Annotated in this window: 12 protein-coding genes; 6 read left to right on the forward strand and 6 right to left on the reverse strand. The window is 40.7% G+C overall.

Going from position 1 to position 13,067, the window contains the following annotated elements; genetic code table 11:
• Positions 1 to 2: 2 nt before the first annotated feature.
• Entirely contained in the window at positions 3 to 509 is a 507-nt protein-coding gene (locus tag PseudUWO311_RS09370) for a GNAT family N-acetyltransferase (RefSeq protein ID WP_142654988.1), read from the forward strand.
• On the opposite strand, the gene PseudUWO311_RS09375 is transcribed toward PseudUWO311_RS09370, so the two are convergent.
• Positions 461 to 2,776, reverse strand: coding sequence for a CHAT domain-containing protein (locus PseudUWO311_RS09375; RefSeq protein WP_142654989.1), 2,316 nt, complete (start codon positions 2,774 to 2,776; stop codon positions 461 to 463). The two genes, PseudUWO311_RS09370 and PseudUWO311_RS09375, sit on opposite strands and share 49 nt — an antisense overlap.
• Positions 2,777 to 3,083: 307 nt before the next feature.
• Here PseudUWO311_RS09375 and PseudUWO311_RS09380 point away from each other — a divergent pair, with 307 nt between their 5' ends.
• Together PseudUWO311_RS09380 and PseudUWO311_RS09385 are read left to right on the forward strand one after the other, a co-directional pair.
• The gene (locus PseudUWO311_RS09380; protein WP_142654990.1) at positions 3,084 to 4,091 is read left to right on the forward strand and encodes a VWA domain-containing protein; all 1,008 of its coding nucleotides are present in this window, start codon (positions 3,084 to 3,086) and stop codon (positions 4,089 to 4,091) included.
• Positions 4,092 to 4,198: 107 nt separating this feature from the next.
• Entirely contained in the window at positions 4,199 to 6,718 is a 2,520-nt protein-coding gene (locus PseudUWO311_RS09385; RefSeq protein ID WP_142654991.1) for an OmpA family protein, read from the forward strand.
• Between the two features lie 38 nt (positions 6,719 to 6,756).
• Here PseudUWO311_RS09385 and PseudUWO311_RS09390 read toward each other — a convergent pair whose 3' ends face one another.
• Positions 6,757 to 7,305, reverse strand: coding sequence for an RNA 2'-phosphotransferase (locus tag PseudUWO311_RS09390; RefSeq protein WP_142654992.1), 549 nt, complete (start codon positions 7,303 to 7,305; stop codon positions 6,757 to 6,759).
• A gap of 215 nt (positions 7,306 to 7,520) precedes the next feature.
• Between PseudUWO311_RS09390 and PseudUWO311_RS09395 the strand changes: the two genes are divergently transcribed.
• Both PseudUWO311_RS09395 and PseudUWO311_RS09400 read left to right on the forward strand, forming a co-directional pair.
• Complete coding sequence (locus PseudUWO311_RS09395) at positions 7,521 to 7,835, forward strand: DUF6679 family protein (protein ID WP_142654993.1); 315 nt, start codon at positions 7,521 to 7,523, stop codon at positions 7,833 to 7,835.
• 98 nt (positions 7,836 to 7,933) lie between these two features.
• On the forward strand, positions 7,934 to 9,778 hold the full coding sequence (locus PseudUWO311_RS09400; RefSeq protein ID WP_142654994.1) for an NFACT family protein: 1,845 nt from the start codon (positions 7,934 to 7,936) through the stop codon (positions 9,776 to 9,778).
• 243 nt (positions 9,779 to 10,021) lie between these two features.
• On the opposite strand, the gene scpB is transcribed toward PseudUWO311_RS09400, so the two are convergent.
• Positions 10,022 to 10,759, reverse strand: coding sequence for an SMC-Scp complex subunit ScpB (gene scpB / locus PseudUWO311_RS09405; protein WP_142654995.1), 738 nt, complete (start codon positions 10,757 to 10,759; stop codon positions 10,022 to 10,024).
• 87 nt (positions 10,760 to 10,846) lie between these two features.
• Between scpB and PseudUWO311_RS09410 the strand changes: the two genes are divergently transcribed.
• Positions 10,847 to 11,101 carry a chlororespiratory reduction protein 7 gene (locus PseudUWO311_RS09410; protein ID WP_190303446.1) on the forward strand — a complete coding sequence of 85 codons (255 nt, stop codon included), beginning with the start codon at positions 10,847 to 10,849 and terminating at the stop codon, positions 11,099 to 11,101.
• A 28-nt stretch (positions 11,102 to 11,129) separates the two neighbouring features.
• Here the strand turns inward: PseudUWO311_RS09410 and PseudUWO311_RS09415 are convergent, their stop codons facing one another.
• The 3 genes from PseudUWO311_RS09415 to PseudUWO311_RS09425 all read right to left on the reverse strand — a co-directional run bounded on the left by PseudUWO311_RS09415 (position 11,130) and on the right by PseudUWO311_RS09425 (position 12,908).
• Positions 11,130 to 11,528 carry a type II toxin-antitoxin system HigA family antitoxin gene (locus tag PseudUWO311_RS09415; RefSeq protein ID WP_142654996.1) on the reverse strand — a complete coding sequence of 133 codons (399 nt, stop codon included), beginning with the start codon at positions 11,526 to 11,528 and terminating at the stop codon, positions 11,130 to 11,132.
• A gap of 82 nt (positions 11,529 to 11,610) precedes the next feature.
• On the reverse strand, positions 11,611 to 12,366 hold the full coding sequence (locus tag PseudUWO311_RS09420) for a methyltransferase domain-containing protein (RefSeq protein ID WP_411729648.1): 756 nt from the start codon (positions 12,364 to 12,366) through the stop codon (positions 11,611 to 11,613).
• Positions 12,367 to 12,578: 212 nt separating this feature from the next.
• A complete protein-coding gene (locus tag PseudUWO311_RS09425; RefSeq protein ID WP_142654998.1) occupies positions 12,579 to 12,908 on the reverse strand; it encodes a low molecular weight protein tyrosine phosphatase family protein in 330 nt (109 codons plus the stop codon).
• Positions 12,909 to 13,067 lie beyond the last annotated feature (159 nt).

The raw sequence follows: 13,067 nt of genomic DNA on the forward strand, positions 1-13,067 counted from the left end.
TTATGATTGAACTTGATCTTGATTTTCGCCTTGCACAATTTATTGATATCGATCCACTGATGGAACTTGTGCAGGAGTTCTATCAATTTGATGGTATCGCTTTTGATGAAGGTGTGGTCAAAGCATTTATTGCTTTGCTCAGTGATGAACAATATGGGCTGATATGGCTAATTTGCGATCGCGATCGCCCAATTGGATATGTGGCGCTGACCTTCTTTTTTAGTATGGAATATCATGGACGCTGTGGGCTTGTTGATGAGTTATATATCCGTGAAGATTATCGCGGTCGCGGTATTGGCAAAAAAATATTTAAGCTAATCGAGGAATATCTCCAAAACCAAAATATGCGATCGCTGTCTCTAGTTGTAGACTTCTGGAATGAGCCAGCCGAAGCCCTCTACACCAAACTAGGCTTCCGTCGCGAAAAACGGCACTTGATGGTCAAGCATATTGACAACGACTATAAGCCGTTGCCAATTACGACAAAAGCAGACCAGAAGAAAGGATGATTGTAATTTGTTTTACCATCTTTGATGTGTCTATGAATCATGCTTAATTGTGCTTCTCGTAATGCTGTTGAAGGGGCGATATTACCCTTTTGCAGCTTTTGATAAAACTCTTGCATCAACAACTGTGTGCCGCCATCGGATACTGACCAGAGGGATGCGATCGAAGCTTTTGTACCTGCACGTTGGACTTGATAGCCAAATCCTAAAATTTCTGCACCTGTCCCTAAAATGCTGCTAAGTCCAGTCTGGCAGGCACTTAATACCACTAACTCAGTATCCTTGAGCGGTAAATCGCTAATTTCAGCAAGGGTTATTTTGCTGCCATCGCCAAACAACACATAGGAGTCTAGAGGACTACCAGACTTAAATTCGGCATGGGTGGCAAAATGAACAATGGAATTGCCTGCTACTTTTTCTTTAGCTACTGTTGACGTGAAGTTCTGCTCAATGTATTTGTTAGTATTTGGGAAAATATTAGCAATATGTTCGACTTCATAAATGGACGCAGGTAGAGCATTTTGACCAAATTTTGTCTCTTTATCCCTACCTCCAAACGCACCTGCAAAAATACGAGGGTTTAAAAGTAATTTTTTATCGCTATCAAAAAGACTATAAGCAATTAAGTTATTGATGCGATATTTCTCAACTAAATATTGTCTACCGTCATAGAGTGCAGCAAGGGGAATATAGCGGAACAAATCATCAGGAGCATAAAGGATAGTGTTAGCATTTGCTTGATTGAGTTCTAATTCAATTGGTTTAATTAGAACATCATAAAGTTTTTTGCTAGACATTTTTACATCTTCAGAACTATGATCTTGCAGATCGGCGCGAAAGTCGGTGACAAGTACTTTAAGCTCCTCTTTTTTGATGGAAATGCTGTGGTTAATCGGGAATGAGTTTGCTGAGAAGATAATTAGTTCCAGACGGTCATTGAGTATTAGAGGATAGATTAAAACTGCACCTTTAGGAATCTTTCGTAGGTATTCAGGAATTTCATTGATCTCAGCTTCGGGCAATTGTCGAATTTGCTTTGCAAGTTTCTGATTGAGATCAGGTAATTTTTTATGATCGAAGGCGATCAGCTGAGCATTAATCGCTCTTTCTGGCTCTAAAAGTCGGATACTTTGGGAGGTGCGATCACTCCCATTTACATTTTTGAGATAGTCTTCAAGTTCTTGAATTTTAAGTAAGTCGAGAACTTGTAAAGCTTCAGTAACTCGCCCTTGTCGGAGTAATAAATCCGTAAGAACCCTATAAGTATCAGCTACGGTGAGAGTATAGATCTGCTGTTCTTCTCGACTAAGTTTCTTGAGGTCTTTGCGAATGGATTCGCGGACAATAACAGATTGTTTAAAAAAAAGAATCGCCATTTCGGGTTGCAATTGGGAGTCAAGAGCAATGCCGATATTGTTGAGCGTTTTTGCTTCGCCAGTGCGATCGCCTGTTGCTTTGACGATCTCAAGAGCTTGTTGATAATAAACCAAGGCTTTGGCATATTGTCCAAGTTCATCGTAAACAACGCCAAGATTATTGTGAACTGTCGCTTCGCCAGAGCGATCATTGAGTTCTTTACTAATAGCAAGAGCTTTTTGGTAATAATCTAAAGCCTGAGGATATTGTTTGAGACTACGAAAAACCAACCCAATATTATTAAAGGTCACTCTTTCTAACGAAAGATCATCTCCAGATTTTTTAATTGTGAGCGACTGTTGGTAATACTTTAGAGCTTTTGAGTACTCTCCACGACTAAGATAAGCTGTGCCAATATTGTTGAGTGTTACGAATTCTTCAGCACGATTTTTAACTTCTTTACTGATCGCAAGAGCTTGTTGATAATATTCTAGAGCTTTAGAATATTGTCCAAGGTTATCGTAAACTAACCCAATATTGTTGAGGATTGTCCCTTCTTCACTGCGATCGCTGCTTCTTACTCTGGACGCAAGATATTGCTGATAGTAATCTAAAGCTTCTGGATATTGTCCAAGATTGAGATAAACTGTGCCGATACTGCTGAGTACAGTTGCTGCTCCTGCGCGATCTTTAATTTGTTGACGAATTGCTAGAACTTGCTGAAATACGGATAATGCTTCTTTTAACTGCTTTTGTTGATATAGGAAGATGCCTAATTGATTCAATCCATCAGCCTGAGACTTGCGATCTATTTCCGCCTGCGTCCAGCCCAACTCACAAAACATCCCCTGCATTGAACCCCAAGATAATAAAGTTACCAGCGCAACTATTCCAAAACCTTTTCGCAAAGACATAAACCTCCTCTACCCAACAAAACATTGTCACCAATCCTCAACAGTTTGGTTCAACCTTACCTGAAAACCAACTGTAGCAATCCTAAATAGTTTGCAAGAGAGTGGTCACTCTCTTGCAAACTATTTAGGATTGCTGTATAAAAATCGTCACTAAGTGGCTCGGCGCAATTAAAATTCAGATTTCTATCCCTTGCCAACCGCTGCGCGGGCAGCACAAGCTTTAAGATTTTATATTTAATTGTGTCTACCTACTTAGTTAAAGCCATATACGCTACTATTTTGATGTGAAATATCAGAGAGTCCGAGTATGCAGTTAAAAAGTGTCGTTCAGCCCTTTGGTGAAGTCAATGTGTATCCCCAAAACAACGGAGATATTGACATCGTTGCAACTATTCTGATGGTTCCAGACATTGAAGGCGCAAGAGTTGGCTTAGCCCTAGATGGCTCTGCCTCGATGAAAAAAATGTATGGCATCAGTGGTGTCGTCAGCAGCTTTTTTGCCAGTGCCGCTGTTACACACAACGTCGTTGAGCCAGTAACAAGGGTAATGGTCAAGTATCTCGCCAATTTTGCAGCGACAGGTAAAGTTGACTTAATCAATTGGGCCTGTGGTGCAGCAGGTGAACTGATCGAAGGTTTGGGCAGCTATAGCGGTGAAGAGATCGAGCAAATTGCAATTAAAGGTCCAAAAATCCCTTGGGGAACTGGGACAAAACTATTACCACCTTTACGATATTTCATTGATAAATATCAAGATGCACCTGCGATCGGGGTGAAGCAACCTGCGGCAATTTGCTTGATCATCACCGATGGTATTATCGAAGATCTCGAAGATGTAAAGGAATATTGCTTTAAATATGCTCTAGAGATCGCTGATCAAACCAAACCATTTATCAAATTTCTGCTAATCGGCGTTGGCAAAGAGATTGATGAGAAACAACTCGAAGAACTAGACAATATGTTTGAAGGCAGCTTTGTGAAAGATGCCGCAGGTCGTGAGATTGACCTATGGGATTATCAAGTGGCTGACGATATTCAGATCTTGGAACAGATTTTCAAAGAATTTGTGTCAGCAGAAACGATTGTGACGCATTATGGACGCATTCTCAATCAGTCGGGAACAGTTTGTGAAGAGTATAACTTCGGTGTCCCTGCCCTAATGCGTTTTAAGTTACCTGCGGGTTCAACAGCTTTTACCCTAGAGTTTTCGGGTGGCAACGTGACGCAAGACATTTCGGAAGCTTTGCCCACCCCATTAGATGCACCTCTGATTACGGAATCTGAACAATGGAAAGATGTTATAGACTTCGTATAAATAAGTGAATCCCAAATAATAGTTGTCAAACCTTACAAAGCAAGGTTTGACAACTATTATTTGGGTTGAGAGAATTGGTAATTAAACAGCAATAGAAATAGAATGCCATGCTACATGAAAATAATTCCGAGCCTATTGAATTAGAACGTGCAGACAATGGTGAAATAAAAAATAAAATAAAAAATGAAGGTAAGAACGAATTAGAACTTGCATCAAAAAGCTACCAAATGCCAGCTAATCTGGTGGTAGCAGAGTTTGGCGAGGTGAATGTTTGGCGGAATATGTCAGGGATAAATTCTGGAATTGCCAAGTGTCGAGTGGAATTCTCAATCGCAATGGAGCCTCAAGGGAAATTTGCTGAAGGTTGGCGGACTGGGATTGCCCTAGATGCTAGCGCCTCGATGAAACGATCCTATGGGCGCAAAGTAGAGGCAAGGGTCGATCCCAAACTGTTGGTTGATTATATTAAGCAAGGTCGATTACGTTCTTATTTAGAGGACGGAGAACCGATTCGGAAGATTGAACGGGCGGCGTTTGCGGAAATCCAAGAGCGCGGCTATGAGATTAACTATACTGCAAACATCTTGCAGCCATTAGTTCAAGATTTTACAGCTTATCTAGCTGGCAGTTTAGACGGTACTGGCAAGACCTCGTTAATTTATTGGGGCTGTGGTAATGGCGATGAGATTCAAGTATTGGGTGAATTTGATCATGTTAGTTGTCAACAGCTAGCGATCGCAGGGCCTGCAACTTTCCAACTCGGTAAAACAACCAAGCTATTACCTGCGATCGCCTATTTCGTAAACCAATATAGTCAAGCTCCACAAGGAATTTATATATTTTTGACCGATGGCAGAATTGATGACTTAGCTCAGGTCAAGAGCTATACCAGAGAGCTAGCGTTAGAGATTGCAGTCGGTAAAAGAAACTATTTGAAATTGGTTTTGATTGGGATTGGTAATGATGTTGATCGCTATCAGTTGCAGGAGCTAGATGATTTTGAGACTGGCTTAGATATTGATATTTGGGATTATAAAATAGCCAGTGAAATGACTAGTCTCTCGCAAATTTTTGCGGAAGTGGTCAATGAACATCAAGTTATTGCTGATAGCGGCTCCATTTACGACGATCAGGGGAATTGCATCAAATCTTACCCCAATGGATTGCCAGCCAAAGTTGATTTTTTGATGCGCGATGATTCGCAATGGTTTGAGTTAGAAGTAGGAGATAAACGCATTCGCCAAGCTGTAGTTTTGAGTACGGCTATGGCGATCGCCCCTTTAGCCAAGAAAAAACTATTCGATTTTGAGACGCAGGTGCAGGAAAGTGAGAAGCCTGATGCTCTAGTGGATGATCATCACGAGCAGGAAATCGCAAGTAATCAGATCACCACACCTAGAAGCTTATGGAAAATATTGGCAGCTTTGTTAATTGGTGCTGCTTTTATTGGGACGGCGATCGCCTTTGCCATTTTAATCCAGCGATCGGATCGTAGTAAATTGCAAAATCAAGCATTAACTAGGGAGAGCGAAGACTCCTCGCTTGAGTCGAAGACAGATGAGACAAATAAAGCCAACAATAACTTACTAGATAGCTCCACTAAATCGAATCCCCAGAATTCCCGAGAAACGAGCAATCCAGCAACCAATCTCAAAAACAATCCAGCAACCAAAAAAGAAACTAACAATAAGCTGAATGATATTGCTGACAAGTCATCAGTCAACAGTCCTGACAAATCACTAGATAAGTCATCTAGCAACAATTCTCAGAATAATGAGAATAATACTGGCAAAGTTGTTGGCGATAATCCCAAGAAATTAGCTGGAGATATTTCCAGCAATGCTTCTACCAATAAATCCAACCTAATTGCGATCGCTAATCCGCAAAAACTAACTGGAGATATGGCTCTTGCCACTTTAGTGAAGTATGGTATTGTTCCCAAGCCCAAATTGGGTGTCCAATCCTCTATTGTCCCTCAAAAGAAACAAACTGGAGATGGAGCTCTTGCAACTCTAGTGAAGTATGGTATTGTTCCAAAACCAAAATCAAGTGTGCAACCCTCTGCTATCCCTCAGACACCTGAGCAAGACTATAGCCCTAGCAACACCTCTACAAAAACGAATAAGGATAATACCCCTAAAAATTCTGGTGCTGATGATTTAATTAATTCCAAAAACGCTGCTAAATCTGATCGCAAAATTGCGCTTACAAACGATCCAAATTCTACAGCCCAGAATAAAAATAGCGATCGCAGTATTAATAAATCAATTTTGCCAATTACTAATCCAGATGTAGAAGTAGTAGTTTTCTTTCCCTCTGATGAATCACGACTTATATCTAATGAAGAAACCAAAATTGAGGATTTCTGGACAAAAATCCAAGGGAAACGCGGAATCATTCAAGTTAGTGGTCACACCGACAGGATGGGAGACTATGACTATAATCTTGACCTCTCACAAGCAAGAGCAAATGAGGTAGTGAAATTATTGCGCGATCGCGGCTTGGATGGTAATTACAAAGTCACATTTGAAGCTTTATCGTGGTTGCAACCTCTGCGTAAAGAAATTACGGCGAAGGATAATGCGTTTAATCGTCGTGTAGTAATTCAATTCAAAGAGCAGCGTTAAACAATAATTGTAGTGAGAGGCAAAGCCTCTCACTACAATTATTCAACGGGAAATTCAAGATATTGTGGTGGGACAAAATCCGTTAGCCATACTAAATTTTCTGAGCAAAAGAATACAAATCCATCTTGATGCATTGCCAATGTATCAATTTTTAAAACTACTGGCTTTCCATGTCTCTGACCGACATTAATAGCAGTAGTTTCATCACTTGACATATGCACATGCTGTCGGTTTCCTGCAATCAATCCTTGTTGACGAATTGACTCAAGAAATCTTACTGCCGTACCGTGAAATAGCCTGTCAGGCGGTTGCTTTGGCGTTAAACCTAACTCAATATCAATAGAATGGCCTTGATTAGCTCGAATTTTAGACTTTTCAAGATTAAACGAAAATCGTTGTTTGTTATTTGTTTCAACTATTTCCTCTAAAATAATTTTAGAGATATCTATGCCATTTAGTTTTGCCAACTCGATCAAGCGATCGACCTCCGCCCAGCCATTTTCATCAAGTTTTAAACCAATTACCTCAGGCTGATGTCGTAAGACAAGGCTAACAAATTTGCTGAGTTTAACTAAATTTTTATTCATACTCCCTTCTCAGTAAATAATTAGTGGTAAGCAGCAAAGCCACTTACCACTAATTATTCACTTTAAAACACCTATTCTGTCAGTGGAAAGGGAGTAATTGAAGTTTAAAAAAATTCAAATGCTTGTATAGTCGTTTACAATGATAATGGTTAGTTTTTACCTTATTGAGGTATGCTCTAGCCTTAAAAATTATGTAACCCTGAGGACATAAGCGAATGCTACATCGCAAAATATATCAACTTTGTGAAGCCAAGAGCGATGTTTGGATTTACCTGAGGGATCAGGGACGTTGGCTAGAAAGAGCCAAGATATTGGATATTGAAGGTGACGTGGTAACAATTCGTTACGAGACAGAGGATGAAGACGAGGTCTGCTCTTGGGAAGAAATGGTCAGATTAGAGAGCATTGGTGCTGTGACACAAAGACTATCTTCGTTTACCAAAACAGGAATGTCATCCCACGATATTCCTGTGTCCGATGATTGCCCTGAAGCCGAACAAATCCGCCCCCGCATTGATCCTGACAAATAATCAAATCAACAGAAGGGACGCAAAGCGCCCCCTTTGTTATGAGCAAAGAGTGGACGCAAAGCGCCCACTCTTTTTTATGGATACATGAGATTACAACGATGCAACCTGCTGACTTAACAACACTTGTAGCTTTGACTCATGAGCTAAACACAGCTTGTGTGCCTGCGAGGTTAGAGCAGGTACATCAGAGCGATCGCCACACGATTCATTTACAATTACGAACTTTAGAAAAGAAACAATGGCTCTTGTTATCTTGGCATCCGCAAGCTGCTAGATTGCATCTCAGTGCGCCACCACCGAAACAACCTGACACTTTTACCTTTAGCCAACAAATTTTGCATCAAGTTGCAGGATTTGCCCTTGTCTCAGTAAACCTTACTAGCCCTTGGGAGCGTGTAATTGATTTGCAATTTGCTAAACGTCCCGATGATGAGGTGCAATGGCATCTGTATTTAGAGGTAATGGGCAAATATAGCAATGCAATTTTAGTGAATGCCAATGGTGAAATTGTCACTGCTGCACATCAAGTTAGCCAGAAACAATCGCGAGTTCGCCCGATCCAAACAGGCGATCGCTATGAATTACCACCAGCATTACTTGAAGCTATTCCTAGTTTGAGTGAATCCTTTGACTCATGGCGCGATCGCTTAATCTTGATTCCTAAAGAAATTAAACGCAATTTATTAAGTAATTATCGCGGTGTTAGTTCTTCGCTAGTGCGATCGCTAATAGCGATCGCAGATTTAGATGGCGATAAAAACGTTGCTGATTTAACTCGTTCTGAATGGGAGGCACTATATCAAGCTTGGCAAATATGGCTGTCTTCTATTGAGCAAAAGCAGTTCTATCCACACTTAGAAGGCAAGGGATATTCCCTCACCCCTAGCCTAAGTCACGACAGATCGCCCTCAATCCCCCTTAAAAAGGGGAAAGAAGATAATTCTCCCACCTTTTTAAGGGGGGCTGGGGGGGATCTAAAACTCTTGCTATCAGTTAACGACTTTTGCGATCGCTACTATTCCCAACAAACAGGACAAGTCGCCTTTCAGCAATTGCATCAACAAATTAGCCAAGCAATTCAAAATCAGTTAGCCAAATTAAATATTAAAGAAACAGAATTTCTTGATCGGCTCAAACTCTCGACTCAAGCCGATGATTTTAAAGATAAAGCCGATTTGTTAATGGCACATTTGCATCTCTGGGAAATTGGCATGAAAGAGATTAAACTAATTGATTTTCATTCAGAAGCATCAGTGATTATTCCTCTAGATCCCACTCTCAATGCTGCTCAGAACGCTCAATCCTTTTATAAAAAACATCAAAAACAAAAACGAGCGGCTCTTGCGATCGCGCCATTATTAGAATCTGTTCAACAGGAAATCGCCTATCTTGAACAAGTTTCTACCGCTGTTAGTTTATTAGAGCAAAGTGAACTTCCTGCTTTACGAGAAATTAGGGCAGAATTGGCTCAGCAGAGTTATCTCAAAGTCACCGCTGAATATGCACCGCGCACTAAGACTAACACCAAAGGCGGCAAAAATAAGAGCAATAGAACCAAGCAAGAAGAGATTCCCGACTGCCATCGCTTCACGACTCCTAATGGATTTGAAGTTTGGGTCGGGAGAAACAACTACCAAAATGATTTAATTTCCTTTCGTATCGCTGGAGAATATGATATTTGGCTTCATGCTCAAGAAATCTCTGGCAGTCATGTATTGCTACGTCTACCTGCGGGTGCGATCGCAGACGATCAAGATCTTCAAGTCGCGGCAAATTATGCCGCCTACTACAGTCGCGCTAGGCAAAGCGATCAAGTTCCTGTGGTCTGTACTATTCCTAAATATGTCTTTAAGCCTAAAGGAGCAAAACCAGGGATGGTTGTCTATACCCATGAAAAGATTATTTGGGGACAGCCAACTAGCTTGAGGGCACTGGACAGTTAATGAGTGATGGGTACTGAAACGTCCATTTCATAGGGACAAAAAAGATGTAGATGTCAATACATTGATCACGTTGTAGCCGTCCAGCGCCATCAATTAGATTTATTAAGTACTTATGCAAAATAAATTAGCTAAACCCGTAAAGTTTCGCCCATGCGGGGCGAAACTTTACGGGTTTAGCTTTGTAATTAATTATGACTAGCTACTTACAAGCATTTTCTTATAGAGAAAATGCTTGTAAGTAATCTAAATCAGCTTAGTTAAATCATCTATTTCAAAATATTGATGAAATTTTGTGGTTACTTGCAAAACCGACGATCGCCCTCCGTCTGCTTGCCTTTTCTTTCTCACAAAACCTTGCTCGACTAATTCCTGTACATGCTGATAAGCCCCAGCGCCGCGTAACTCGATCAACTCTGATTGCACAATATTTTTTTTGAGGGCGATCGCCGCTAAAGTCCGCAAAACACCACGCCCCAAATCGACAGGAATAAGTTTATGTACTAAATCCTCAAACTCCGATCGCAGTCTGAGCGAAAACCCCACATCGGTTTCCATAATTTCCAAAGCACTGTCTCGATGGGCATATTCAGTAATTAAGTCAATCAGTCCCATTTCTGCATCTTCGATCTCGCAACCCAAAGCCTCAGCGATCGCAGCCAAATTCATTGGTTGCCCCTTCAGGTACAACACAGCCTCTACTTTTTGCTTGAGGTTATTTGCGATCGGCAGTTCTGGCTGCTCAAAACCATCCATTGACAAAGACAATGGCTCTAATAGCTCAATCTGAACTCCCTCTTCAATCTCGACAGACTCTTCAAGCGCTGGCTCAACATACTCATCTGACTCACCCATTGACTCATCCATCTCGATAGATTCTTCAAGAATCTCAAGATGCTCCACTGGTTCTTTGGGCTCGACAGCCCCTTCAAGAACTAGTTCAATTGGCTCTACAGTTTGTTCTAAAGGCAATTCATTCGTCATGCTAAGATTTTAACTGAGTGAAGGCATTGCAATACAATGCTTTTATCCATAAATCAAACAAAAAAATTGTATTAGCTGAGAACCCATATGCCAAGCAGCATGATGTACTACGAAGACACTTATGTGGTTCTGCCCCCAGATATGCAAGAGCAATTTGTCACTCAGCCAGAGTTAGAGCAGATTTTACATGATCTGTTAATCGATATCCAAGATGCACTGCCCTACGATTTACAAAATCTTGCAATTAGCGAGCAAGTTCAGCGTCTGATTAAAACTGCTTGCAATCTAGATTGTGGCGATCGCGGCACATGGCAATGGTATGTAGTCCGCCTCGATAAGTAAGCAAAATTGGCACTTTGCACCAATTTTGCTACAAAAACAATTTAGGATCGACATGAAAGAATTTGCCAAGCGCTTGTGCTTGATTTTTGCTGATTTGACGCTTGCCGTTCACAACTTCTGAGACAACGCCACTTGAGCCAATCACATTAACTAGATCGGCTTGTTTTAAATCATTAGCTTCCATTAAATGTAAGAGAACATCAAGAGGTGAAGCATCATCCATTGGATAATGCTCATCTTCATATTTTTCAATCAATGTTAGCAGCAGTTGCAAAATCCTCTCTTCTTCAGCAGTTGGTTGGGGAATTGCTAGCAATCTTTCCATATTTTGCAATGCAATTTCATTTTCAGCATCATTAGTAATTACATGAGGCTGAATCTCGGCTAGCAAATCACCATAAGCTTTTGGATTAATAGTAAGGGTCATTTTTCCACCTACCTGAGTCATACCTTATTAAAGCCCAAAAAAGGTAAGGGTGCGCTACGCGCACCCTTACCTTTTTTGGGCTTTAGTTAAATTTGCGATAACATCTAGCAGTAATTAAATGAGGCTGAAACACCTCAAGAAAATTAGCTTGTAAGGTGCGGAAAAAAGTATCTACTGTTTCAGGATCATCTAAATGAATGGGATGCTCATTTTCAAAGCCTTTAAAGAAATACCAATTAACAATAATTTTTCCTTGCGGTGAAAGCATCTTGTGAAACTGCATTAACTGACCACTAGGATCGGGTAAATGCTCCAAAACGTCAAAGCACAAGACCGTATCAAAATATCCTTCCAAAGCTTCTTCTAATGGAATTTCGGAACGAAAAGATATTTTGTGGCTTAGTCCTAACTGCGCTACTCGATGCTCTACAAAACCTCGATTAATCGGATTAATATCGCAATAGATCACCGAATCGACATTTGGACACATGGCGGCAGCGATCGCATGAGTACCAATACCTCCACCAAAATCAAGCACTCTTCCCTTAGCTTGATCGGCAATTAGTTTGATCGTGCCGCCAATATAGTCCTTGCTCTCAAGATGCCATGTACCTAATTTAAATAGATACATCTCGCCAACTTTGTCCTTGTAAAAAGCTGTTGCCTCATCCCAGTCAAAGTCGGTATTTCCTAAATTTTCTAAATCGTAACGGCAATTTTGCAGTTTCTCGGTAATCGTTGCTGCATCTAGTTTTAAGAACTCTTGCAAGTGCTGCTCTAATCTAAAGCCGTCTTGCCAATATCCTTCCAAGAAAGTCGGCGTAGGAGATGAAATCACCATGTTTGATTGCGATGTAGCGCTTTGCGCCTAAAGAATTTAATGACAGCTTGATGCGCAGAGCGCAAGCTTCACCTGCCATTACAGCATAAATGTACGCAAATCCATACTAACTAGTAGCGCGACTAAACTTTTTGGCATTAAAACCAAAGCCCCAAAGATGAAAGGTAGCACGAAGCTCCGCCTTTCATCTTTGTGAGCGATAAATCCATCTAAAAAGTTCCAAGCAATGGTAATACCTTCTTTTTCAGTAACTCTACTAAAGCGGGTTCCATATAATCGTACTTATCAGGAATATCTAGGCAAATTACTCGTTTATTTTTAATCCAAGACGGAAAGTTCGCAGAAATCTTCCTGCGATGAGATTTCTCCATTACAAAGACTAAATCAGCCCAGATAATTGCTTCTCTACTTAAAGGTGTGTCGGCTTCTCGATCTATTCCAGCTGAATCCACCTCTAAGCCTTCATAATCAGCAAACACCTTTTCCGCTGTGGGGCTACGTAATCTATTTTTTCCACAAATAAATAGCAATTTCATCAGGCTAGAAAGTATACCAAATAAAGAAATGGCTACGCCATTTCTTTATTTTAAAACCCTTACTGGGTTTAGTTTTTAATTCACAAAAGTGTTGTTACACTTTCGTGAATTGGTATAACATTGGCTAAAATACAGACATAGAGCTTTGTATAGAGTTGAGTT

The sequence above is a fragment of the Pseudanabaena sp. UWO311 genome, assembly GCF_006937785.1.
Lineage (GTDB): Bacteria > Cyanobacteriota > Cyanobacteriia > Pseudanabaenales > Pseudanabaenaceae > Pseudanabaena.

Bases quoted from the DNA above. Each gene is read 5' to 3' on its own strand.
- PseudUWO311_RS09370 (WP_142654988.1), top strand. From the start codon at position 3: ATGATTGAACTTGATCTTGATTTTCGCCTTGCACAATTTATTGATATC.
- PseudUWO311_RS09375 (WP_142654989.1), bottom strand. From the start codon at position 2,776: ATGTCTTTGCGAAAAGGTTTTGGAATAGTTGCGCTGGTAACTTTATTA.
- PseudUWO311_RS09380 (WP_142654990.1), top strand. From the start codon at position 3,084: ATGCAGTTAAAAAGTGTCGTTCAGCCCTTTGGTGAAGTCAATGTGTAT.
- PseudUWO311_RS09385 (WP_142654991.1), top strand. From the start codon at position 4,199: ATGCTACATGAAAATAATTCCGAGCCTATTGAATTAGAACGTGCAGAC.
- PseudUWO311_RS09390 (WP_142654992.1), bottom strand. From the start codon at position 7,305: ATGAATAAAAATTTAGTTAAACTCAGCAAATTTGTTAGCCTTGTCTTA.
- PseudUWO311_RS09395 (WP_142654993.1), top strand. From the start codon at position 7,521: ATGCTACATCGCAAAATATATCAACTTTGTGAAGCCAAGAGCGATGTT.
- PseudUWO311_RS09400 (WP_142654994.1), top strand. From the start codon at position 7,934: ATGCAACCTGCTGACTTAACAACACTTGTAGCTTTGACTCATGAGCTA.
- scpB (WP_142654995.1), bottom strand. From the start codon at position 10,759: ATGACGAATGAATTGCCTTTAGAACAAACTGTAGAGCCAATTGAACTA.
- PseudUWO311_RS09410 (WP_190303446.1), top strand. From the start codon at position 10,847: ATGCCAAGCAGCATGATGTACTACGAAGACACTTATGTGGTTCTGCCC.
- PseudUWO311_RS09415 (WP_142654996.1), bottom strand. From the start codon at position 11,528: ATGACCCTTACTATTAATCCAAAAGCTTATGGTGATTTGCTAGCCGAG.